Annotated in this window: 18 protein-coding genes; 14 read left to right on the top strand and 4 right to left on the bottom strand. The window is 65.0% G+C overall.

The features are described from left to right. Window positions 1-57 precede the first annotated feature (57 nt). From ACETPF_RS16890 to ACETPF_RS16900, 3 genes are all read left to right on the top strand, one after another. Window positions 58-1,092, top strand: a complete 1,035-nt coding sequence (locus ACETPF_RS16890) for a hypothetical protein (protein ID WP_373935743.1) — start codon at window positions 58-60, stop codon at window positions 1,090-1,092. A gap of 69 nt (window positions 1,093-1,161) precedes the next feature. Continuing rightward, window positions 1,162-2,013, top strand: a complete 852-nt coding sequence (locus tag ACETPF_RS16895) for a sterol desaturase family protein (RefSeq protein ID WP_373935715.1) — start codon at window positions 1,162-1,164, stop codon at window positions 2,011-2,013. Further along, window positions 2,010-2,864, top strand: coding sequence for a DUF817 domain-containing protein (locus ACETPF_RS16900; protein WP_373935716.1), 855 nt, complete (start codon window positions 2,010-2,012; stop codon window positions 2,862-2,864). The genes ACETPF_RS16895 and ACETPF_RS16900 overlap by 4 nt, the downstream gene beginning before the upstream one ends. On the opposite strand, the gene ACETPF_RS16905 is transcribed toward ACETPF_RS16900, so the two are convergent. After that, window positions 2,852-4,216 (bottom strand): methyl-accepting chemotaxis protein, encoded by a 1,365-nt coding sequence (locus tag ACETPF_RS16905; RefSeq protein WP_373935745.1) that lies wholly within the window; start codon window positions 4,214-4,216, stop codon window positions 2,852-2,854. The two genes, ACETPF_RS16900 and ACETPF_RS16905, sit on opposite strands and share 13 nt — an antisense overlap. A gap of 136 nt (window positions 4,217-4,352) precedes the next feature. Here ACETPF_RS16905 and ACETPF_RS16910 point away from each other — a divergent pair, with 136 nt between their 5' ends. After that, window positions 4,353-5,528 (top strand): vWA domain-containing protein, encoded by a 1,176-nt coding sequence (locus ACETPF_RS16910; protein WP_373935717.1) that lies wholly within the window; start codon window positions 4,353-4,355, stop codon window positions 5,526-5,528. A 12-nt stretch (window positions 5,529-5,540) separates the two neighbouring features. Here the strand turns inward: ACETPF_RS16910 and fsa are convergent, their stop codons facing one another. Continuing rightward, window positions 5,541-6,194 (bottom strand): fructose-6-phosphate aldolase, encoded by a 654-nt coding sequence (fsa, locus tag ACETPF_RS16915; protein ID WP_373935718.1) that lies wholly within the window; start codon window positions 6,192-6,194, stop codon window positions 5,541-5,543. 82 nt (window positions 6,195-6,276) lie between these two features. Here fsa and ACETPF_RS16920 point away from each other — a divergent pair, with 82 nt between their 5' ends. Further along, the gene (locus ACETPF_RS16920) at window positions 6,277-8,445 is read left to right on the top strand and encodes a primosomal protein N' (RefSeq protein WP_373935719.1); all 2,169 of its coding nucleotides are present in this window, start codon (window positions 6,277-6,279) and stop codon (window positions 8,443-8,445) included. After that, window positions 8,445-8,639 carry a DUF1289 domain-containing protein gene (locus ACETPF_RS16925; protein ID WP_373935720.1) on the top strand — a complete coding sequence of 65 codons (195 nt, stop codon included), beginning with the start codon at window positions 8,445-8,447 and terminating at the stop codon, window positions 8,637-8,639. Before ACETPF_RS16920 ends, ACETPF_RS16925 begins: the two co-directional genes overlap by 1 nt. Here ACETPF_RS16925 and ACETPF_RS16930 read toward each other — a convergent pair. Both ACETPF_RS16930 and ada read right to left on the bottom strand, forming a co-directional pair. After that, window positions 8,569-10,071: a hypothetical protein gene (locus tag ACETPF_RS16930; RefSeq protein WP_373935721.1), complete on the bottom strand. Its 1,503-nt coding sequence runs from the start codon at window positions 10,069-10,071 to the stop codon at window positions 8,569-8,571. The two genes, ACETPF_RS16925 and ACETPF_RS16930, sit on opposite strands and share 71 nt — an antisense overlap. 70 nt (window positions 10,072-10,141) lie before the next feature. Beyond that, a complete protein-coding gene (gene ada / locus ACETPF_RS16935; protein ID WP_373935722.1) occupies window positions 10,142-11,203 on the bottom strand; it encodes a bifunctional DNA-binding transcriptional regulator/O6-methylguanine-DNA methyltransferase Ada in 1,062 nt (353 codons plus the stop codon). A 116-nt stretch (window positions 11,204-11,319) separates the two neighbouring features. Between ada and ACETPF_RS16940 the strand changes: the two genes are divergently transcribed. The 8 genes from ACETPF_RS16940 to ACETPF_RS16975 all read left to right on the top strand — a co-directional run bounded on the left by ACETPF_RS16940 (window position 11,320) and on the right by ACETPF_RS16975 (window position 21,384). Continuing rightward, window positions 11,320-12,867, top strand: coding sequence for a S1C family serine protease (locus ACETPF_RS16940; RefSeq protein ID WP_373935723.1), 1,548 nt, complete (start codon window positions 11,320-11,322; stop codon window positions 12,865-12,867). Between the two features lie 203 nt (window positions 12,868-13,070). Further along, window positions 13,071-13,625: a F0F1 ATP synthase subunit delta gene (locus ACETPF_RS16945; protein WP_373935724.1), complete on the top strand. Its 555-nt coding sequence runs from the start codon at window positions 13,071-13,073 to the stop codon at window positions 13,623-13,625. Window positions 13,626-13,627: 2 nt separating this feature from the next. Beyond that, window positions 13,628-15,157: a F0F1 ATP synthase subunit alpha gene (atpA, locus tag ACETPF_RS16950; protein WP_373935725.1), complete on the top strand. Its 1,530-nt coding sequence runs from the start codon at window positions 13,628-13,630 to the stop codon at window positions 15,155-15,157. 131 nt (window positions 15,158-15,288) lie between these two features. Further along, the gene (locus tag ACETPF_RS16955; RefSeq protein ID WP_373935726.1) at window positions 15,289-16,173 is read left to right on the top strand and encodes a F0F1 ATP synthase subunit gamma; all 885 of its coding nucleotides are present in this window, start codon (window positions 15,289-15,291) and stop codon (window positions 16,171-16,173) included. A gap of 98 nt (window positions 16,174-16,271) precedes the next feature. Next, complete coding sequence (gene atpD / locus ACETPF_RS16960; protein ID WP_373935727.1) at window positions 16,272-17,717, top strand: F0F1 ATP synthase subunit beta; 1,446 nt, start codon at window positions 16,272-16,274, stop codon at window positions 17,715-17,717. Window positions 17,718-17,856: 139 nt separating this feature from the next. After that, window positions 17,857-18,111, top strand: a complete 255-nt coding sequence (locus ACETPF_RS16965) for an ATP synthase F1 subunit epsilon (RefSeq protein WP_373935728.1) — start codon at window positions 17,857-17,859, stop codon at window positions 18,109-18,111. Between the two features lie 74 nt (window positions 18,112-18,185). Beyond that, window positions 18,186-19,757 carry a hypothetical protein gene (locus ACETPF_RS16970; protein ID WP_373935729.1) on the top strand — a complete coding sequence of 524 codons (1,572 nt, stop codon included), beginning with the start codon at window positions 18,186-18,188 and terminating at the stop codon, window positions 19,755-19,757. Between the two features lie 97 nt (window positions 19,758-19,854). After that, window positions 19,855-21,384: a TadA family conjugal transfer-associated ATPase gene (locus ACETPF_RS16975; protein WP_373935730.1), complete on the top strand. Its 1,530-nt coding sequence runs from the start codon at window positions 19,855-19,857 to the stop codon at window positions 21,382-21,384. Window positions 21,385-21,387: the final 3 nt, after the last annotated feature.

Raw genomic sequence — 21,387 nt, forward strand, 5'->3', positions numbered from 1 at the left:
CCTCCCTCTCATAGTTCAAGGCCGCGCCAAGACGGTCTGATCTGGAGAGGGATGCCGATGCTGAAGCGCGCCTTGATCCTGCTTTTTGCCCTCCTCGACCTTGCGGCGCCATCGCTGGCGCAGGCGGCCGGGGATGCAGAGGCGTGGACGCCGAGCGACACCATGATTCGCGCCAATGGGGCCGGCGTTTCGCTGCCGCAGACGGTGGCAGGCCTGTCGCTGAGCAAGAGCGGCGAAGCCTCCAATGGTGGGCGGGCGGTCGACAATTACGCGCAATATCTTTCGGAAGATGGCGCAATCCAGGCGACCTTCTACGTGTATATGCCGACCTATGCCGATGCGTCGCTGGCGGCCTACATGACTGACAAGGCGGTGATGGAGCGGTTCGGGGCGAAAACCCGCCGCACCGCTTATGAGAGCGCGCCAGCGGCCGGCCAGCCGGGACGCGCCATCCGCGCGGTCTATGACGATGCAGCCGACGGCGCGCTGACCACGGCGGCGGGCTTCGTCCATGCCGGTCGCTGGATCGTCAAGCTGCGGGTGACCGGGCCGACCGAACGCCGGGCGGAGGTCCTCGCCGGGCTCGATGGGATGCTGGCGCGGTTGGCGTTCGATGATAGGGCGTCGCTCCATACCGCCGCCCCTGCCAGCTTCGCCGCCTGCCCAAGCACGGATCGCGGCGAAGCCCGGCTTAGCAAAATAGCGGCATCGGCAGCCGCGCAGGAACCACGCATCCCGCGCGACGGCAAGAACAGCCTGTGCATTCGCGGGACGGTAGCGAGTGGCGAAGGACGGTTCGACATGCTCCAGCAGACGGGGCGCGGTGACGGCGCGGTGATCGTGCCAGTCGATGACAGTGGCACTGTCCTGGCCTTCGACCCTACCGCTAACGGACGCGGCTACAGCCTTGCCATCCACATGGTCGGACAGACCGATCTTTACGGCACCTATGACAAGGTGCCGAGCCCAAGTCAGATCGCCGCGATCATCGACGGCAAAGACCCGCAGACGGCACAGGCGCAGGCCACGGCCGAATATGCCGCAAGCGGCCAAGTCACGGTCAGCCGATACACCGCTGCCGCGCCGCGCTGACGCAAAAACCGGCGCGACAAAGGCCGCGCCGGGTGCTAGACAGCGCCGCGCAACAGCGCCGAGGAGCCAATGCCGAGCGTTAATACCGGGATTGAAGGCTTCTTCTTTGTGGCGAAGGCTCTGGCTCCGCTGCTCCTGCCCTTTCTTTTCTTCGGCATCCTTGAGCGGCTGGTTCCCGCCGGGCCACTGAAGTCGGCGCAGGGATGGTGGCTCAACCTCCGGCTGATGCTGGTTTATCTCAGCATCCCCACGATGCTTGGCGTCTGGATAAAGGCGTTGGTGGCCGAGGCTCGCCATTATGGCGGAGGGGCGCTGTGGGATGCCGCGCCTTTCGTTTATCCGGCGGGCTTAGTCGCGATGATCGGCGGCTGCATCCTCACGATTTTTATTTGGGACTTCTTCTATTATTGGTGGCACCGCTGGCAGCATAGCTGGAGGCCGCTGTGGCGTATTCACAGCCTTCACCATATGGACGAGACGCTGGGGGTGTCGACAAACATGCGGGTGCACTGGCTGGAGGAGATCGGCCGCACCGCGACCATCTTCCTGCCCATGGCCTTCCTGTTCAACCTGCCTGTCCATGCCGGCTTTATCGCGGTGGTCGTCACCTTCTGGACCGCCTTCATCCACGCCAATCTGCGTTTCGAATTCGGCTGGGCCAGCCTGCTGGTTGCCGGGCCGCAGGTTCACCGCATTCACCACAGCCGCCTCAAAATGCATCACGACCGCAACTTCGCGGCCTTCTTTCCCGTGTGGGATCGGCTGTTCGGAACCTATCATCACCCCGCCCCTGGCGAGTTCCCCCCTACCGGCGTCGATGGTCAGCACGAAGTTCGGTCGGTTTGGGAAGCGATCATCTTGCCCTTTCGCCGGGATAAAAATGCGGTCGAATCACCGGCGCAGGCGCCAACCCCCGCGTGAGCCGAAGACACGGGGCGACCCGCTTTGCGCGCATTCGCGCACGGTTGGAGGGACTACATGTCACGCCAGGGCCGCAGGCATGGGCATTCGAGTTCCTGCTGTTCGGCTTCAAGCAGGGGTGGGCATGCCTGTTCGGCGGGCTGATGCTGGCGCTGTTACTGGCGACGCATCTTTTCTACCCATCCGATGTGTCGTTGCACCGCTATGATTTCCTGACGATCGCGGCGCTCACCATTCAGGCGGCGATGCTGGCTTGCCGGCTCGAAAGCTGGGCGGAAGCGAAGGTGGTCTTCGCTTTCCATGTCATAGGCACGATCATGGAATTGTTCAAGACGCAGTCCGGCTCCTGGATCTACCCCGAACAAAGCCTGCTGCATCTCGGGGCGGTGCCACTCTTCTCGGGCTTCATGTATGGGGCGGTGGGCAGCTATATCGCCCGCATCTGGCGCATCTTTGGCTTCCGCTTCGCCCATTACCCGCCGGTCTGGATGACGATCCTGCTCACGGCCGCCATCTACGTCAATTTCTTCGCCCATCACTGGTTCCCCGACATAAGGGTGGCGCTGTTCGGAGCGGCGATCCTGCTGTTCGGCCGGACCTGGGTCATTTACACGCCTTGGCGGCACCCGCGCCGGATGCCACTGCTCGTCGGCTTCTTCCTGGTCGCGCTGTTCATCTGGTTCGCGGAGAATATCGGCACCTTCGCCAATGCCTGGACCTACCCGGACCAGCGCCATGGCTGGCAGATGGTGAGCATCGCCAAGCTCGGCAGTTGGTATCTGCTGATGATCATCTCTTTCGTGCTCGTGTCGCTGGTGCACGGCATCAGCCGCGACGATCAGATCAGATAGCCGACCTCGTACAGTCCCCAGCGCCGCCCGGCGAACATCAGCGGCACGAACACGCTGCGCAGCGCCCGATAACGCCCCTCGCCCAGATCCTGCCGGTAGGTGAAGAGGAAGAAATCGCCCTCTCCGTCCAAAGCGCGGCGGGTCTGACTGTCCATGAAAATCTGCCGGTTGCGCGCATGCTCCATATTCCAGACCGACTGGCCAGGCCGCTGCGGCTGTGACCGGGGGGTGATATGGGTCGGGAGATAGCCGTTCATGTCGATGACGCAGCATCCCACCACTGCCGCATCCTGCGCCGTGTGACGATCAAGCAGCGGCTGAATCCGCCGGTCGGCAAAGGCGGTGAAGTCGTTCAGATATTGCACAGGGTCAGCACCGCCGATCGGGCGATAATCGGTGTCGAATAGAGCGTCGAGCGTCAGCGCCCCTTCCGCCAGCGCCTGCGTGATCACGGCCCCAACCTCCGCCGCGCCCTCTTCGGCCAGCGCGATATAGCGGCTGTTGCGCGTTTTCTGCTGCCCGTGCGCCGACCCGTTGAGCATCGCGTTCGCCATGCCCTCCAGTTGTTCGAGCTGCCGGCGCGCGCCGTCGACCCGCGTCGCGCTCTCATTCGCCGAGCGGCTGAAGCTGCCCAGCCCGTGCCGCAATGCCGCAATGTCGCCATCGGCTGCATCGGTGCAGGATACGATGGCCTGCGACCGGTCGCTGAACTGGGACACGAGCGAGGCTATTTCCGTCATGCTGAGCCGCAATCGGTCGATATGGGTGCCGACGTCGCGACCGCGCACGATGTTCGATTCGACTCCGCCGATCAGCGTGCGGGCGTCCTGATCGAGCTGGACGAGCTTGTCCCCGACCGAGGCGGCATAATCGCCCGCCTGCCCCGCCAGCCGCCGGATTTCGTCGGCGACCACGGCGAAACCCTGCGTCGCCTCGCCGCCGCGCGCTGCCTCGATCGCCGCGTTGACGCCCAGCAGGCGCGTCTGGCGGGCGATGGCGCTCAGCTGGTCGGATATGCCGCCGACTGCCTCGATGACCGACAGAAACTGGCGCAGATGCCCCTCCAGCCCCGTCACATGATCGACCAGCCCGGCGATTTCGTTGATCGACAGGCCGACGACATCATGCCCTTCGGCGATGATGCGGCCGGCGCGGCGGGCTGTGAGATTCAATTCCTGCGCCGCCGCGACGCTTTCCGCCTGACTGGCGGCCAGCCGATCCATATGCGCCTGCAATTCGTCCAGATGCGCGCGGTCGCCCTGAATCCGGCGGTTAAGCTCGCTGAGATAGCCAGCCGTTTCGCTGCACTGCAATGCGATGTCGCCGGACCGTTCCCCCAAGTCCGCCAGCAAATCCCTGTTTTCCAAGCTCGCCCCGCCGCTGCCCCGTCACGCGGATAGTGACGTATTAACCATGCACTGCAACACTTAATATTCGGACAACCGGCGTGGCTTGCATCCGTGGCGATGCTGGTCGACAATCGGCGCCATGTTGCTCAACTTCCTCGACGCGCTGCGCGCCGCCGGTATCCCGGCGGGGATCAAGGAACATCTGCTGCTGCTCGAAGCGCTCGACCACGAAGTGATCGCCCGGCGGCCGGAGGATTTCTATTATCTCGCCCGCGCCACCTATGTGAAGGACGAAGGGCTGCTCGACCGCTTCGACCAGGTGTTCGCCAAGGTGTTCAAGGGCGTGATCGGCGGAGAGGGAATCGACGTCGAGATACCCGATGAATGGCTGCGCCTTGTCGCAGAAAAATTTCTCAGTCCCGAGGAGATGGAGAAGATCAAGTCGCTCGGCGACTGGGACGAGATCATGGAAACGCTCAGGAAGCGTCTGGAAGAACAGAAAGAGCGGCACCAGGGCGGCAACAAATGGATCGGCACCGGCGGCACATCGCCGTTTGGCAATGGCGGCTATAATCCCGAAGGGGTGCGGATCGGCGGAGAAAGCCGCCACAAGCGTGCGATCAAGGTTTGGGAAAAGCGCGAATTCGCCAATCTGGACAACAGCCGGGAACTGGGGACGCGCAATATCAAGGTGGCGCTGCGCCGGTTGCGCCGGTTCGCGCGCGAGGGTGCGGCAGATGAACTGGACCTCGATGAGACGATCCGGGGCACGGCGCGGCAGGGCTGGCTCGACATCCGAATGCGGCCCGAGCGGCATAATGCGGTCAAGCTGCTGCTCTTTCTGGATGTAGGCGGATCGATGGACCCGTTCATCAAACTGACGGAAGAATTATTTTCCGCCGCGACCGGCGAGTTCAAGAATATGGAATTCTTCTACTTCCACAACTGCCTCTACGAAGGCGTCTGGAAGGATAATCGCCGCCGCTTTTCAGAGCGGACGCCGACCTGGGACATTCTCCACAAATATGGGCATGATTACAAGGTCATCTTCGTCGGCGACGCGGCGATGAGTCCCTATGAGATCAGCCATCCGGGTGGATCGGTGGAGCATATGAACGAGGAGCCGGGCGCCGTCTGGCTCCAGCGCGTTGCCCACACCTATCCTGCTACGGTGTGGCTCAATCCGACCCAGGAAGGCTATTGGAGCTACAGCCAATCGACCAAGATAATCCGCGAGCTTATGAACGACCGCATGTTCCCGCTGACCATCGCCGGGATCGACGCGGCCATGCGGGAACTCACGCGCAAGCGCTGAGCGCGCCGTAGGTCAGAGGATCGTCTGGCCCGTCTTGGCCCAATCGGCAGCGAAGCCCTCAAGCCCCTTGTCGGTCAACACATGCTTCGACAGCATCTTGATGACCGAAGGCGGCGCGGTGATGACATCGGCGCCGATCTTAGCGCAATCCAGCACGTGGATCGGGTGGCGCAGCGAGGCAGCAAGAATTTCGGTCTTGAAGCTATAATTGTCGTAAATCAGGCGGATGTCCTCGATCAGCGCAAGGCCGTCAAACCCGTTATCGTCATGGCGACCGACGAAGGGCGAGATGAAGGTCGCGCCCGCCTTCGCCGCCAGCAGCGCCTGGTTGGCGGAGAAGCAGAGCGTGACATTGACCTGAGTCCCCTCGCCGGTCAGCGCCTTGCAGGTCTTAAGGCCGTCAATGGTGAGAGGCACCTTGATGCAGACATTGTCGGCGATCTTCCGCAGGATTTCCGCTTCCTTCATCATCGTCTCATGGTCGAGAGCGACGACTTCCGCCGAAACCGGACCATCCACTACGCCGCAGATTTCCTCGATCACCTCCAGGAACTTGCGGCCCGACTTATGGATCAGGGTCGGGTTGGTGGTGACGCCGTCGAGCAGGCCGGTCGCCTCCAACTCGCGGATTTCGGCGATGTCGGCGGTGTCGACGAAGAATTTCATGGCGCGGTCCCCTGACGGCAAAGTGATTCGTTGGCGCTGCCTATAGCGTCCCCCGCCCCCCATGTCCTACATGGGGCGGCAAATGTCCCGCGCCCGTGTCCTCCTCCTGAACGCCGCCCTCGGCCCGCTCGACTATCGCGTCCCGCACGGGATGCGGGTGGAGCCGGGCAGCATCGTCGTCGCGCCGCTTGGGCCGCGTCAGTTGATCGGCGTGGTTTGGGAGGAGGATCGCTTCCCCGATGTGGAGAGCGTGGGCGACAATCGCCTGCGCAACCTGCTGGAGGTGGTGGACGCGCCGCCGATCCCGGAGCCGCTGCGGCGGCTGATCGAATGGACGGCTGACTATTATCTCTCGCCGCCCGCCGCCGTGCTCCGCATGGCGCTGTCGTCCATGTCGGCGCTGGAGGGCGCGCGGACGGTGATCGAATATAAGGCCACCGGGGCGGTTCCCGAGCGGATGACCGAGCAGCGCGCGCAGGCGCTGGAGCGGATCGGCGAGCGGCAGGGGCTGATCCGCGAGCTGGCCATGATCGGCGGGGTTAGCGACGCGGTGATACGCGGTCTCATCAAGCAGGATATTTTCGAGGCGGTGGAGGTGAGCGTTGACACGCCTTTCCCCATGCCCGATCCCGACCATGCGCCACCTGCCCTGTCGGAAGCGCAAAGCGCCGCCGCGACCCAGATGGCGGATGCGGTGTGCGCCCACGACTTCGCGCCCTTCCTGCTCGACGGCGTGACCGGATCGGGCAAGACCGAGGTCTATTTCGAGGCGATCGCCGCGGCGATCCGCGCCGGGCGGCAGGTTCTGGTCCTGCTGCCCGAGATCGCGCTGACCGAGCCGTTCCTGGAGCGGTTCGAGAAGCGGTTCGGGACGATCCCGGTGAACTGGCACAGCGGGCTGCGACAGAGCGAGCGGCGTCGGGCGTGGCGCGCCATCGCCAGCGGGCAGGCGCAGGTGGTGGTGGGCGCGCGATCGGCGCTGTTCCTGCCCTACCCGAACCTTGGCCTCATCGTCGTGGACGAGGCGCATGAGGCGAGCTTCAAGCAGGAGGACGGCGTCCATTATCACGCGCGCGACGTGGCGGTGATGCGCGGCCTGATCGAGAAGTTCCCGGTCATCCTGGCGTCCGCCACCCCGGCGATCGAGACGCGGCATCAGGTGGACCTCGGCCGCTATGCCGAGATCAAGCTGCCCTCGCGCTATGGCGGGGCGGAGATGCCTGACATCCACGGCATCAATCTGCTGACCGATCCGCCCGAACGAGGCCGCTGGATCGCGCCGGAGCTGGTGGCGGCGATCGACGAAACGCGGGCGAAGGGCGAACAAAGCCTGCTGTTCCTCAACCGGCGGGGCTATGCGCCGCTGACCTTGTGCCGCCATTGCGGCTATCGCTTTCAGTGCCCCAACTGCACCGCCTGGATGGTCGAGCATCGGCTGACCCACCGCCTCGCCTGCCACCATTGCGGCCACGTGATCCCCGCGCCGCGCTTTTGCCCGGAATGCAAGGAGGACGACAGCCTCGTCGCCTGCGGTCCCGGCGTCGAGCGAATTGCGGACGAGGTGAAGGCGCTATGGCCCGACGCGCGTACCGCCATCGTCACCTCCGACACGCTCTGGTCGCCGGCCAAGGTCGCGGACTTCGTGAAGTCGGTGGAGGCCGGCGATGTCGACATCATCATCGGCACGCAGCTGGTGACGAAGGGATACCATTTCCCCAACCTGACTTTGGTGGGCGTGATCGACGCGGACCTGGGACTGGAGGGCGGCGACCTGCGCGCGGCGGAGCGAACCTTCCAGCAGATCGTGCAGGTCGCCGGGCGCGCCGGGCGCGGGCAGAAACCAGGGCGGGTGTATATCCAGACGCGGATGCCCGAGAGCGAGGTCATCAAGGCGCTGATCGACGGGGATACGGAGCGATTCTACGAGGTCGAGACGGAGAACCGGCGGCGCGCCAACGCCCCGCCCTTCGGCCGGTTCGCCGCGATCATCGTGTCGAGCGAAGATGCCGACGAGGCCGCACAGACCGCGCGCCTGATCGGCAAGTCCGCGCCGGCGATCGAGGGGATGCGCGTCTATGGCCCCGCGCCCGCTCCTCTCGCCGTGCTGCGCGGGCGGCACCGCCACAGGCTGCTGATCCACGCCGGCCGGCAGGTGGACGTGCAGGGCGCGATCCGCGAGTGGCTCGGCAATATCGCCTGGAAATCGGGCACGCGCGTCGCGGTGGACGTCGATCCCTACAGCTTCATGTGATGGAAACGCCGTGCCGCAATCTTTGTGCGTTGAACAGCGAGCGAGACAGTTGCACGGGCTGCGGCCGCACCATGACCGAGATCGTACACTGGCGCAGCATGACCGACGCACAGCGCGCGGCGGTCATGGCGCGGGTGCGGGATTTCCCTTCGCCTTCGCTGCCGCCTGCGCGTCCAGATCCGCCTTCAGCCTGAGCGCCGTCTCGCTCATGTCGGAGCCGTGCGGCGAATAGGCTATCGGATCGAGTAGCGCAGATGCCTGCGCATAGTCGCCACGCACCGAAAGAGCGTGGGCGAGTTTCATGCGATAGGTGGGGTTCTGCGGCAGCAGCATATGGGCCTTGTAGAGCCCGTCATAGCCGATGTCGGGCATCTTGCCGCCCCGCATCGCGTGATAGCGATAGAAGAGCGCGAGCGGCACAGGATCTTCGGTATCGGCGCGATTGGCGCGCACGATGGCGGTGAGCGCCGCCTTCCAGTCCTCGGCCCTGTCGCTGCCCTGTGCCTTGTCGAGCAGCGCTTCAGCGCGGACGGCCTGCGCGCGGGCGGATTTGGGGTCGAGCGCGATGGCTCGGTCTGCGTCTGCAAGTGCAGCGTCCTTCTGCTCGGCCGCCCATTCCGCCTCCGCCAGCAGCGCGAGCGCATAGGGGCTGGACGGATAGCGCGCGGCTGCGGCGCGAATGGCGGTGACGATGCCGGGCAAGTCTTCACTGCGCGGCCGGTCGATCAGGCGAAGTTCGTCCTCGATCAGCGCGCCTTGCGAAGCCTCAACCGGCTGCACGTCAATCGCGCCGATCTTCATTTCGTTGCTGGTAAATTTCGACGCGGACAGGCGGTGACGCATATAGGCCTTGAGATCCCTCTCAAGACCGTCGAGGCCTCCGGCAAAATAGCTGTCCGGCTGCAAATTTGGCGTGCCCTTGGCCACGTCATCAAGATAGCGCTGAATTTCCGGGCGCCGCCCGGTCTTGTTATACTGATAATAATGGGTCAGTAGCCAAGCCGTACCGTAGTAGCGGTCACCATCACGCAGGCTGAGACCATCGGCGTCGCGCGCGAACAGGTTTTTCACCGGATAGGGCGACGCCAGAACCAGACCTGGCACGCGAGCCATCGGCACATTGCCGAACTGGATCGACCCGTCCCGCGGAAATTTCACGACGGAAAAGAATTCCGCAAAGCCCTCGACATACCAAGCGGGGTAAGCTGCCGGCAAATGATGCAGCATGAAATGATGCGCATATTCGTGAAAGAGCACCTCTTCCGCGCCGAAATCGAACTCGCCATTTTTTGCCTCGCGCGAAAGCACCGCAAAAGCGTTGCGGTCGGACGTGGAGTAAAAGCCGGCGATGTTGGGATTGAGTGCGAGCTTCTTCACCTTGTCTTCGCTCGACAGCAGAAACACTTTCACCGGTGCGCCCGCTTGCGGATCATCGACGCCGGTAAGCTTCCGCAGCAGATAGTCGAACTTCTCGAGCCGCTCGGCGAAACCGCGAAGTTTCTGGTCATTGCCTTCGGCATATACCGTGAAATGCTGGGTCCGCGCCTGATACCAAGCCGCGCGGGCGGCTCCAGGCATAGCGGAGGCCAGCATCACGCCGACTAGCAGCTTCGTCCAATCGCCCATGCGTCTCTCCCCCTTGCCCGCTCGCCAAGGTGACGCAAAAATTGGGGATTGAGAAGAGCTTATGTGAGTCTCAGCCACCCCTTTCCCGATCCAGCAGCGCCTGTTTGCGTTCCAGCCCCCAGGCGTAGCCGCCCAAAGTGCCATCGCTCCGCAGGATGCGGTGGCAGGGGATGAGGACGGCGAGGCTGTTGTCGCCGCACGCGCTGCCCGCCGCGCGGGTGGCGGCAGGGCGGCCGACGGCGGCGGCGAGCTCAGCATAGCTGCGCGTCTCGCCGGGCGGAATGGCGCAAAGCGCGGCCCAGACCGCCTGCTGGAAGGCTGTGCCGGCGACGTCCATGGGCAGGTCGGGCACAGCCACCGGATCATCGATCAGCGCGGCGACCGCCGCCGCCATGGCGTCGAGCGCGGCGTCGGCGCAGCGCAGTTCCGCCTTCGGGAAACGCGCGCGCAATTCCGCCTCGCCTTCGCCGAAGCTGATGCGGCACAGTCCCTTGTCGGTCGCGGCGACCAGCGCCGGGCCGAGGCTGCTGTTCACAACCCGCCAGCGGATGACGACGCCGCGCCCGCCATCCTTCCACGCGCTGGGCGTCATGCCGAGATGCGCGCGCGCGTCGGCATAGGCACGGCTGGGGGCGTTGTAGCCCGCTTCGTAAATAGCGTCGGTCACATTGCCCTCCCCTGTCAGCGCCGTCTTCAATCGGTCGGCGCGGAGAGCCCGCGCATAGGCGGCGGGAGTAAGGCCGGTCTCGCGCTTGAACAGGCGGTGGAAATGGTGCGGGGCATAGCCGGCATGAGCGGCGAGCGCGTCGAGCGCAGGCGTTTCCTCCGCTTGCCGCAAAAATGCGATCGCGGCCTCAATCGCGCGCCTGTCGCGTCCAAGCTCGTCCGGGCGGCAGCGCAGGCAGGCGCGATATCCCGCCGCGCGCGCCGCCGCGCCATCGGGCAGAAAGGTCATGTTTTCCCGCCTGGGGTGCCGGGCGGCGCAACTCGGCTTGCAGTAGATGCCGGTCGAAGCGACGCAGCCGACGAACAGCCCGTCGAACGCGCGGTCGCGGCGCAGGAAGGCGTCCCAGCAGGTGTCGGCATCCGGCGGGACAGGCGGAGGGGGCGCAAAGGCGGTCATCTGGTTCATGCGCTATGCTATAAACCGCGCCCGCGCGCCATGCCTCCCGCGCCTTGCGGTCAAAGCAAACCGCTGCCCTTTTTCCCGATTGCGCGCGCGGCTGCTTTGCCTATGACTGCGCGACGATGCTCGCCCTCCTTCGCCGTTTCGCCCTGCTTCTCGCCCTGATCGCGCCCGCCATGGCGCGGGCCGAGCAACAGGATATCGCTGCCGCCGCGCGCGGCGTGGTGCGCGTGGCGCTGGTTGCGACGGACGGATCGGACGCCTATTTCGTCGGCCATGGCAGCGGCTTTGCCGTCGCGCCTGACAAGGTGCTGACCAACGCCCATGTCGTCGAACTCGCACGCGAGGAGAAGAACCTCGTCATCGGCGTCATCCCGTCCGAGGGCACCAAGACCTATGGCGGGCGCATCATCGCCTATTCGCCGGGCAACGACCTGGCCCTCATCCAGCTGGAAGAGGGGCGCCTGCCGGTCAGCACCTTCTTCGCCGGCGCGGTGAGCGACGGCAGCCACGTCACCGCGATCGGTTATCCCGGTGCGGTCGACCGAGCGCAGGGGCTTGGCCTCAAGCAGCTGGTCGAGCCGCTGGCTACGGTCAAGACCAGCGGCAATATCTCGTCGGGCCGGGCGAGCCAGAGCTTCGACACGATCCTGCATACCGCGCCGCTTGCGGCGGGGAACAGCGGCGGGCCGCTGGTGGATGATTGCGGGCGGGTGCTGGGGGTCAACAGCTTCGGGTCGGTATCGGATGGCAACGACGCCGAGTTCGGCTTCGCCGTGTCATGGCGCGAGATCGCCTCCTTCCTGCGGCAGGCCGGCGTCTCTTCGCTGCATACGGTCGTTCCGTGCCGGTCAATGGCGGAAGCGGACGCGGCCGAGGCGGCGCTGACCCAGCGGCAAGCCCAGGCGAGCGAGCAGAAGGACCGGGCAGCGAGCCAGGCGCGCGACCAGGCGCTGGCAAAAGCGCGCGACGATGCCGAGCGCGATGTCATCACCGCGCGCGAAAATGCGATGGCGGGCGCAGCGGTGCTGCTGGCGCTCGCGGCGCTGGGCCTGGGCGCGGGCGGGTTATTCTACACCCAGGGCAAGGAAAAGCAGGCGACGTGGTTCTTGGCCGGCGGCGGCGTGGCGCTGCTGGCGGCGCTGGGCCTCTTCTTTCTGAGGCCGAGCTTCGCCAGCATCGACGAGCGGGTGAAGCTGCCCGATGACGACGGGGTCACCAGCAACGGGGCGTTCGCATGGGCTGGCGACAATGTCTGCAAGGTGGACCTTAACCGCAGCCGCCTCACCGTGTCGCAGCCCAACGATATAGGCTTCAACTGGTCCGACGGCGGCTGCGTGGACGGGGACACACAATATGTCGCCATCGGATCGCAGTGGCAGCGCACATCCATCCCGGACGAGGGCAATTATGCGACGGCAAGCCAGTTCGACCCGGCGAGCGGCACGCTGCGCGTCAAGCGGTGGCTGCCCGATCTCGACACGATGGAAAAGCTGCGCGCGTTGACCAGGGACAAGCCGGTCGAGGGATGTAGCGCGGACGCCACGCTGCTGGCGCGCGTGGCGGCGCTGCGCGGGGACGTGACAGCGTTGCTTCCGGCCCAGCCCAACGAACGGATCGTCTACCTATGTCAGAAGGGCCGGCTCGCTCCGGCCGATTCTGCGCCCTGATTGGCATCCGGCCGCCGCGCCAGCCCACTAAACACAGGCTATTTGGTACTTAAGATCGAATCGCGTCACATGACTTGCATAGTCATAATCGCGCTGCTAACCGGCCGGGCGACAGGGGCTCGGGACGGCAACAGACCGCGCCCCCTTTTTGCATGACCGGCATGAACGACAGGGTCGGTCCGTCAATTGGAGGACGGTAAAGCGTGGAGACGAGCGGCGGTATTCAGGCCAGTCTCAGCGGCCGCTACGCAGTGGCGCTGTTCGATCTGGCGCGCGATTCGAACGCGCTCGACACGGTGGCTGGCAGCCTTGCAGCCTTGAAGGCCGCGATCGCGCAGTCGGCGGACTTCAAGGGGCTGATCAACAGCCCCGTCCTCAGCCGCGATGCAGCGGGCAAGACGATCGGCGCGGTCGCATCCTCTATGGGACTGGACGATCTCACCACGAAATTCCTGGGCGTGCTGGCGACCAACCGCCGCCTCGCCCAGCTGCCCTCGGTCATCCGCGCCTATGAGACTTTGCTGTCGAATCACAAGGGCGAGGCGCGGGCCGAAGTGACGAGCGCCCATCCGCTCGACAGCGACCAAGTCACCGCGCTGCAGCGCAGCCTTCGCGCCCGCGTCGGCCGCGACGTCTCGCTCGAAACGAAGGTCGACCCCGCGATCCTGGGCGGGCTGGTCGTCAAGATCGGCAGCCAGATGATCGATTCTTCTATCCGCACCCGTTTGAATACGCTCGCCCTGGCGATGAAAGGCTGAAAATGGATATCAACGCCGCAGAAATTTCGAAGGTCATCAAGGACCAGATCGCCAATTTCGGCACCGAAGCGCAGGTGAGCGAAGTCGGCACCGTGCTGACCGTGGGTGACGGCATCGCCCGCGTCCATGGCCTTGACAATGTCCAGGCGGGCGAAATGGTCGAGTTCGCCAACGGCGTTCAGGGCATGGCGCTCAACCTCGAAGCCGACAATGTCGGCGTCGTGATCTTCGGCTCCGACGCCGAGATCAAGGAAGGCGACACCGTCAAGCGGACCGGCACCATCGTCGACGTGCCCGTGGGCAAGGGCCTGCTGGGCCGTGTCGTGGACGGCCTTGGCAACCCGATCGACGGCAAGGGCCCGATCCAGTATACCGAACGCAAGCGCGTCGAGGTGAAGGCGCCCGGCATCATCCCGCGCAAGTCGGTGCATGAGCCGGTGCAGACGGGCCTGAAGGCGATCGACGCCCTGGTCCCCGTCGGCCGTGGCCAGCGCGAGCTGATCATCGGCGACCGCCAGACCGGCAAGACTGCCGTCGCGATCGACACCTTCATCAACCAGAAGGGCATCAACGCGGGCGACGACGAGAGCAAGAAGCTCTACTGCATCTACGTCGCGGTCGGCCAGAAGCGCTCGACTGTCGCGCAGATCGTCAAGCAGCTCGAAGAAAATGGCGCGATGGAATATTCGATCGTCGTCGCCGCGACCGCTTCGGAGCCGGCTCCGCTCCAGTATCTGGCGCCCTATACCGGCGTCACCATGGGTGAGTTCTTCCGCGACAACGGGATGCACGCGGTCATCGTCTATGACGACCTTTCCAAGCAGGCGGTCGCCTATCGCCAGATGTCGCTGCTGCTGCGCCGCCCGCCGGGCCGCGAAGCCTATCCGGGCGACGTCTTCTACCTGCACAGCCGCCTGCTGGAGCGTGCGGCCAAGATGAACGACGCCAATGGCGCCGGGTCGCTGACCGCGCTGCCGATCATCGAGACGCAGGCGGGCGACGTGTCGGCCTATATTCCGACCAACGTGATCTCGATCACCGACGGCCAGATCTTCCTCGAAACCAACCTCTTCTACCAGGGCATCCGCCCGGCCATCAACGTCGGCCTCTCGGTGTCGCGCGTCGGTTCGGCCGCGCAGACAAAGGCGATGAAGAAGGTGTCGGGCAGCATCAAGCTGGAGCTGGCGCAGTATCGCGAAATGGCGGCCTTCGCCCAGTTCGGCTCTGACCTCGACGCTTCGACGCAAAAGCTGCTGAACCGCGGCGCGCGCCTGACCGAACTACTCAAGCAGGCGCAGTTCTCGCCCCTGCCCTTCGAGGAGCAGACCGCGTCGATCTTCGCGGGCACGAACGGCTATCTGGACGCGATCCCGGTCAAGGACGTCAATCGCTACGAGGAACTGATGCTGGCTTACCTCCGCCACGATCACCCCGATGTGCTGGCTGCGATCCGCGACAGCAAGGATCTGGGCGACGACGCGAAGGGCAAGCTGAAAGCCGCGCTCGACAGCTTCGGCAAGACGTTTGCGTAACAGTTAATCCGTCATCCCGGCGAAGGCCGGGATCTCAGGCCACACAGGTCCGACCTGGCGGCACGAGATCCTGAAATGAGGCAAGTGACTCGTTTCAGCCTTCGTCAGGATGACGAACCAAAAGGTTCGTCATGCCCAGCCTCAAGGAACTGAAAATTCGGATCGGGTCGGTCAAATCGACCCAGAAGATCACGAAGGCCAAGCAGATGGTCGCCGCCGCGAAGCTGCGCAAGGCGCAGGCCGCCGCCGAAGCCGCACGCCCCTACAGCGAGCGTCTGGAAGCGGTGGTCGCGAGCCTCGCCAGCAAGATCGCGGGTGGATCAGGCGAAGGCGCCTCCCCGCTGCTGGCCGGCACCGGCAAGGATGACGTGCATCTGCTGGTCGTCGCCAACTCCGACCGTGGCCTCGCCGGCGCGTTCAATGCCAATATCGTCAAGGCCGCGCTCGCCAAGGCGCGTGAGCTGGAACTCGATGGCAAGAAGGTGCTGTTCTATCTTATTGGGCGCAAAGGCCGTCCGGTCATCAACCGCACCTATCCGGGGAAGATCGTCGCGCAGTTCGACACCACGGGCGTCAAGGAGCCGGGCTTCGCCCAGGCGCAGGCGATCGCGCACGAGCTGACCGACATGTATCTGAACGGCAAGTTCGACATCGCGCACCTTTTCTATTCGCGCTTCAAGTCCGCGCTGGCGCAGATTCCCACCGAGCAGCAGATTATTCCGGTGAAGATCCCCGCGACCGCCGACCGCAACGCCATCGGCGCGACGGTGGAATATGAACCGAGCGAGGAAGCGATTCTGGACGACCTGCTGCCGCGCAACGTCGCGATCCAGCTGTTCAAGGCGCTGCTGGAAAACAATGCGTCGGAACAGGGCGCGTCGATGACCGCCATGGACAATGCGACCCGCAACGCCGGCGACCTCATCAACAAGCTGACCATCCAGTATAACCGCAGCCGCCAGGCTGCGATCACGACGGAACTGGTCGAAATTATTTCGGGCGCGGAGGCGCTGTAACCGGATGCCGCGTGCTCCTGCGAAAGCAGGAGCCCAGGGCCCTAGGCTCCTGCTTTCGCGGGAGCACGGAAGAGACGAAGAAGGCAAGGAACGAAGCAATGGCAACCACCAACAATGTAGGCCGCATTTCGCAGGTCATCGGCGCCGTCGTCGACGTGACCTTCCCCGATGCGCTCCCGGCGATCCTTTCGGCGCTGGAAACCAGCAACAACGGCCAGCGCCTCGTGCTGGAAGTCGCCCAGCACCTCGGCGAAAACACCGTCCGCACCATCGCGATGGACTCGACCGACGGCCTGACCCGCGGGCAGGAAGTGACCGACACCGGCGCGCAGATCAGCGTGCCCGTCGGCCCGGCAACGCTCGGCCGCATCCTCAACGTCGTTGGCGAGCCCATCGACGAGCGCGGACCCGTAGCGACCGACCTCAAGTCGCCCATCCACGCCAAGGCCCCCGAGTTCATCGATCAGTCGACCGATGCATCGATCCTGGTTACCGGCATCAAGGTCATCGACCTGCTCGCTCCTTACGCCAAGGGCGGCAAGATCGGCCTGTTCGGCGGCGCGGGCGTCGGCAAGACCGTGCTGATCCAGGAGCTGATCAACAACATCGCCAAGGGCCATGGCGGCACGTCGGTGTTCGCGGGCGTGGGTGAGCGGACCCGCGAGGGCAACGACCTCTATCACGAGTTCCTCGACGCGGGCGTCATCGCCAAGGACGCCGACGGCAACGCGATCAGCGAAGGGTCGAAGGTTGCGCTCGTCTACGGTCAGATGAACGAGCCGCCGGGCGCGCGTGCCCGCGTGGCGCTGTCGGGCCTGACGATCGCCGAATATTTCCGTGACGTCGAGAACCAGGACGTGCTGTTCTTCGTCGACAACATCTTCCGCTTCACCCAGGCGGGCGCGGAAGTGTCGGCGCTGCTCGGCCGTATTCCCTCGGCCGTGGGCTATCAGCCGACCCTGTCGACCGACATGGGCGCGCTTCAGGAACGCATCACCTCGACCAACAAGGGGTCGATCACCTCGGTGCAGGCCGTCTACGTCCCCGCGGACGACTTGACCGACCCGGCGCCGGCGACCTCGTTCGCGCACCTTGACGCCACGACCGTGCTCAACCGCGCTATCTCGGAACTCGGCATCTATCCGGCGGTCGATCCGCTCGACTCCACCAGCCGCGTTCTGGAGCCGCGCACCGTGGGGCAGGAGCATTACGACACCGCCCGCGCGGTCCAGTCGATCCTGCAGAAGTACAAGTCGCTTCAGGACATCATCGCGATCCTGGGCATGGACGAGCTGTCCGAAGAGGACAAGCTGACCGTCGCCCGCGCGCGCAAGATCCAGAAGTTCCTGTCGCAGCCCTTCCACGTCGCCGAAGTCTTCACCGGCATCAGCGGCAAGTTCGTCCAGATCGAGGACACCGTCCGCTCGTTCAAGGCGGTGGTCGAGGGCGAATATGACCACCTGCCCGAAAACGCCTTCTACATGGTCGGCGGCATCGACGAAGCGGTCGAGAAGGCCAAGAAGCTGGCGGCAGAGGCGGCATAAGCGATATTCCCTCTCCCCTCCCAGGGGAGAGGGTGCCGAGCGAAGTGAAGGCGGGAGTGGGGGCCGTAGAGCCAGCATCACTCCAGCTCCCTCTCCCCGGCCCTTTCCCCTGATGGGGATAGGGAGTTAGGAAGAAAAAATGGCACTGCATTTTGAACTGGTGACGCCCGAGAAACTCGTCCGATCGCAGGAGGTGTGGCAGGTTGTCGTGCCCGGCACCGACGGCGATTTCGGCGTGCTGGAAGGGCATGCGCCCTTCATGTCGACCGTTCGCGACGGCAGCATTCAGGTCTTTGCCAGCGCCGGCGCCGCGCCGGAAGTCATCCCGGTCCAGGGCGGCTTTGCCGAAGTCAATGAGAAGGGCCTGACCGTCCTTGCCGAAAAGGCCGGCTGACGCCCGCCTGTCCGCACAGATGACGAGAGACAGGGGCGCTTTCCGTGCCCCTTTTTCTTTGCCATGATGGCGCGATGAGCGGGGCTGCCCTTCCCATTCCGCGTCCTTGGAGCCGGCCGCTCCAGCGCACCGTCCCTGCGTCCTGGCTGCTTGCGCTGTTGGTCGGCTGGCTGGGCGTCGACCAGCTTCTGCTGTGGCGCTTCCTGGATGCGATGCCGCTCTGGGCCTATGGCGCGGGCGCGCTGGCGATCGCCCTTCTCTGCCGGGCGACGGTGCGGAGCGTCGCGGCGGAACAGCGCGTCCCGATCGGCACGCTGCTCTGCTGCGTCGGGGTCACCGCGCTGCTGCTGCTGCTGAGCGGCGAGGGACGTTTCTTCTACGCCAATATCGACTGGCAGGTCCGCTTCGCGGTGCTGCGCGACCTGCAATCGAATCCGTGGCCCTTCGTCTATCCCGGCGCGGACGGGGGCTTGATGCTGCGCGCGCCGATCGGGATGTTCCTGCTGCCCGCCGTCATCGGCAAGGCGGCGGGGCCAGCCGCGGCAGACATCGCGTTGCTGGTCCAGAACGCGCTGCTGATCGGCACGATGCTGGCGTTGGGGTCGATGCTGTTCGACGGCCGGCGCGCCCGATGGATCGCGCTGGCGCTGTTCCTCGCCTTCAGCGGGCTCGACGCGATCGGCCGCCTGCTGGTGCATGGATCGCTGTCCGATCATCTGGAACATTGGGCCTATCTGCAATTTTCCTCCACGATCACCTTGCTGTTCTGGGTGCCGCAGCATGCGCTGGCGGGGTGGGTCGGCGCGCTGGGCTTCCTGCTGTGGCGCAGCGGCAGGATAGCACTCGCTCCCTGGCTCACGCTGATGCCGCTCGCGGCGCTGTGGTCGCCGCTGGGCCTTGCGGGCGGCCTGCCGTTCGTGGCGCTGGCGGGGCTGCGGAGCCTGCTGTCGCGCAGCCTGCGCCCGGCCGACATCCTCCTGCCTGCGCTTGCGACCCTGCTTAGCATCCCGTCGTTGCTCTATCTGTCGGCCGGCGCCGGCGACGGAGTGGGGCTGCACATCGTTCCGCTGCCGCCCGCGCAATGGGGCCTGTTCGAACTGCTGGAGGTCGGCATCTACGCGCTGCCGCTGCTGTTCGCCGCGCCCGGCGGCCGCTTCGGGCGGGACAGTCTGCTCCTCGCGATCCTGTGCCTGCTGGCGGCGCCCTTCATCCAGGTCGGCTGGTCGATCGACTTCATGATGCGCGCCTCGATCTGCGCGCTTGCCATCCTTGCGGTGCTGACGGCGGAGGCGCTGCTCACTGTCCCCCGCCTGCGGGTCTGGCTGGCGGTCGTCCTGCTCGCCGGATCGGTGACAGGCTGGCATGAGATCAGGCGCGCCTTCCTTCATCCGGCCGCGCCTGCGGTGCGCTGCAACCTCGTCACCGCCTGGGACTTTCAGGCGCTGGAACTGGGAATGCGCGTGGCGGGCGATCCGCCTTCGCCTAAGGGCACCTATCTTGCGCCACTCGGCGGCCTACCCCGGATCATCCGCCCGGCGCACCCCGCCCCGGTGCGCGCGGACCCGCCGGGCCATTGCTGGGACGGCCACTGGTATCATCCCAACGAAGCGGGGATATTGGCGGAAAGGCGCGCGTCCGCCCATTAGCCATTTGTCAAAGTTTCCGGCTTATTCACCTTCATGGATCAGATCGGGGGCGTTGCATGATGCCGATCGCCCGGTCGCGACTTGGTGGCGGAGACCTATGAGCGCCTTTGGACGGAAGAATGGACCTGCCGGCATGAAAGCCGGCTTTGGCGTGGCCAAGCCGATGCAGGGCGGCGGCGCGGCGCAGGAAGCGCCGCGCGGCGGCGACCAGTTCCCGCCGCTGGATATAGCGTCCCTGCCTGGTGAAACGCCCTTCGATCCGCTTTCCGCGCCGACCAGCCAGATGCAGCGCAATGCCGATGCGATGGCGCGCCTGTCCGATCGCGCCAATGCCGAGCATGTGGCTGACAATGGCCCGCAGGGGTTCGAGGCGAGCGTCCACAAGATCAAGGAGCAGGTGCTTCCCCGCCTGCTGGAGCGCGTCGACCCCGAAGCGGCGGCGACGCTGACCAAAGACGAGCTGGCGGAAGAATTCCGCCCGATCATCATGGAAGTGCTCGCCGAGCTGAAGCTCACCCTCAACCGGCGCGAGCAGTTCGCGCTGGAAAAGGTGCTGGTGGACGAGCTGCTTGGCCTGGGTCCGCTCGAGGAGCTGCTGTCCGACCCGGATGTCACCGACATCATGGTCAACGGTCCGGAACAGACCTATATCGAAAAGAAGGGCAAGCTCCAGATCGCGCCGATCAAGTTCCGCGACGAGGAGCATCTGTTCCAGATCGCGCAGCGCATCGTGAACAAGGTCGGCCGCCGCGTCGATCAGACCACGCCGCTGGCCGACGCCCGCCTGCCCGACGGTTCCCGCGTCAACGTGATCGTGCCGCCGCTTTCGCTGCGCGGCACCGCCATCTCGATCCGTAAATTCTCCGCCAAGCCGATCACCATCGACATGCTCGCCCAATGGGGTGCGATGAACCAGAAGATGGCGACGGCGCTCAAAATTGCCGGCGCCTGCCGCTTCAACATCGTCATTTCAGGCGGCACCGGCTCGGGCAAGACGACGATGCTCAACGCCCTGTCGAAGATGATCGACCCTGGCGAGCGCGTGCTGACGATCGAGGACGCCGCGGAACTTCGCCTTCAACAGCCGCACTGGCTGCCGCTTGAAACCCGCCCCCCGAACCTGGAGGGCCAGGGCGCGATCACCATCGGCGACCTCGTCAAGAACGCCCTGCGTATGCGCCCCGACCGCATCATCCTGGGCGAAATTCGTGGCGCGGAATGCTTCGACCTGCTCGCCGCGATGAACACCGGCCATGACGGCTCCATGTGTACGCTGCACAGCAACTCGCCACGCGAGTGCCTGGGCCGTATGGAAAACATGATCCTGATGGGCGACATCAAGATCCCGAAGGAGGCGATCTCCAAGCAGATCGCCGATTCGGTCGACCTCATCGTGCAGGTGAAGCGCCTGCGCGACGGCTCGCGCCGCGTCACCAACATCACAGAGGTGATCGGCATGGAAGGCGACGTCATCGTCACGCAGGAACTGTTCAAGTTCGAATATCATGACGAAGACGACAGCGGGAAGATCGTGGGCGAATATCGCTCCATGGGCCTGCGTCCGTACACGCTCGACAAGGCGCGGCAGTTCGGGTTCGACCAGCCTTTCCTGGAAGCCTGCCTGTAGATA

Source organism: Sphingobium agrisoli, from assembly GCF_041877245.1.
Lineage (GTDB): Bacteria > Pseudomonadota > Alphaproteobacteria > Sphingomonadales > Sphingomonadaceae > Sphingobium.

Bases quoted from the DNA above. Each gene is read 5' to 3' on its own strand.
- ACETPF_RS16890 (WP_373935743.1), top strand. From the start codon at position 58: ATGCTGAAGCGCGCCTTGATCCTGCTTTTTGCCCTCCTCGACCTTGCG.
- ACETPF_RS16895 (WP_373935715.1), top strand. From the start codon at position 1,162: ATGCCGAGCGTTAATACCGGGATTGAAGGCTTCTTCTTTGTGGCGAAG.
- ACETPF_RS16910 (WP_373935717.1), top strand. From the start codon at position 4,353: ATGTTGCTCAACTTCCTCGACGCGCTGCGCGCCGCCGGTATCCCGGCG.
- fsa (WP_373935718.1), bottom strand. From the start codon at position 6,194: ATGAAATTCTTCGTCGACACCGCCGACATCGCCGAAATCCGCGAGTTG.
- ACETPF_RS16920 (WP_373935719.1), top strand. From the start codon at position 6,277: ATGTCCCGCGCCCGTGTCCTCCTCCTGAACGCCGCCCTCGGCCCGCTC.
- ACETPF_RS16925 (WP_373935720.1), top strand. From the start codon at position 8,445: ATGGAAACGCCGTGCCGCAATCTTTGTGCGTTGAACAGCGAGCGAGAC.
- ACETPF_RS16930 (WP_373935721.1), bottom strand. From the start codon at position 10,071: ATGGGCGATTGGACGAAGCTGCTAGTCGGCGTGATGCTGGCCTCCGCT.
- ada (WP_373935722.1), bottom strand. From the start codon at position 11,203: ATGAACCAGATGACCGCCTTTGCGCCCCCTCCGCCTGTCCCGCCGGAT.
- ACETPF_RS16940 (WP_373935723.1), top strand. From the start codon at position 11,320: ATGCTCGCCCTCCTTCGCCGTTTCGCCCTGCTTCTCGCCCTGATCGCG.
- atpA (WP_373935725.1), top strand. From the start codon at position 13,628: ATGGATATCAACGCCGCAGAAATTTCGAAGGTCATCAAGGACCAGATC.
- ACETPF_RS16955 (WP_373935726.1), top strand. From the start codon at position 15,289: ATGCCCAGCCTCAAGGAACTGAAAATTCGGATCGGGTCGGTCAAATCG.
- atpD (WP_373935727.1), top strand. From the start codon at position 16,272: ATGGCAACCACCAACAATGTAGGCCGCATTTCGCAGGTCATCGGCGCC.
- ACETPF_RS16965 (WP_373935728.1), top strand. From the start codon at position 17,857: ATGGCACTGCATTTTGAACTGGTGACGCCCGAGAAACTCGTCCGATCG.
- ACETPF_RS16970 (WP_373935729.1), top strand. From the start codon at position 18,186: ATGAGCGGGGCTGCCCTTCCCATTCCGCGTCCTTGGAGCCGGCCGCTC.
- ACETPF_RS16975 (WP_373935730.1), top strand. From the start codon at position 19,855: ATGAGCGCCTTTGGACGGAAGAATGGACCTGCCGGCATGAAAGCCGGC.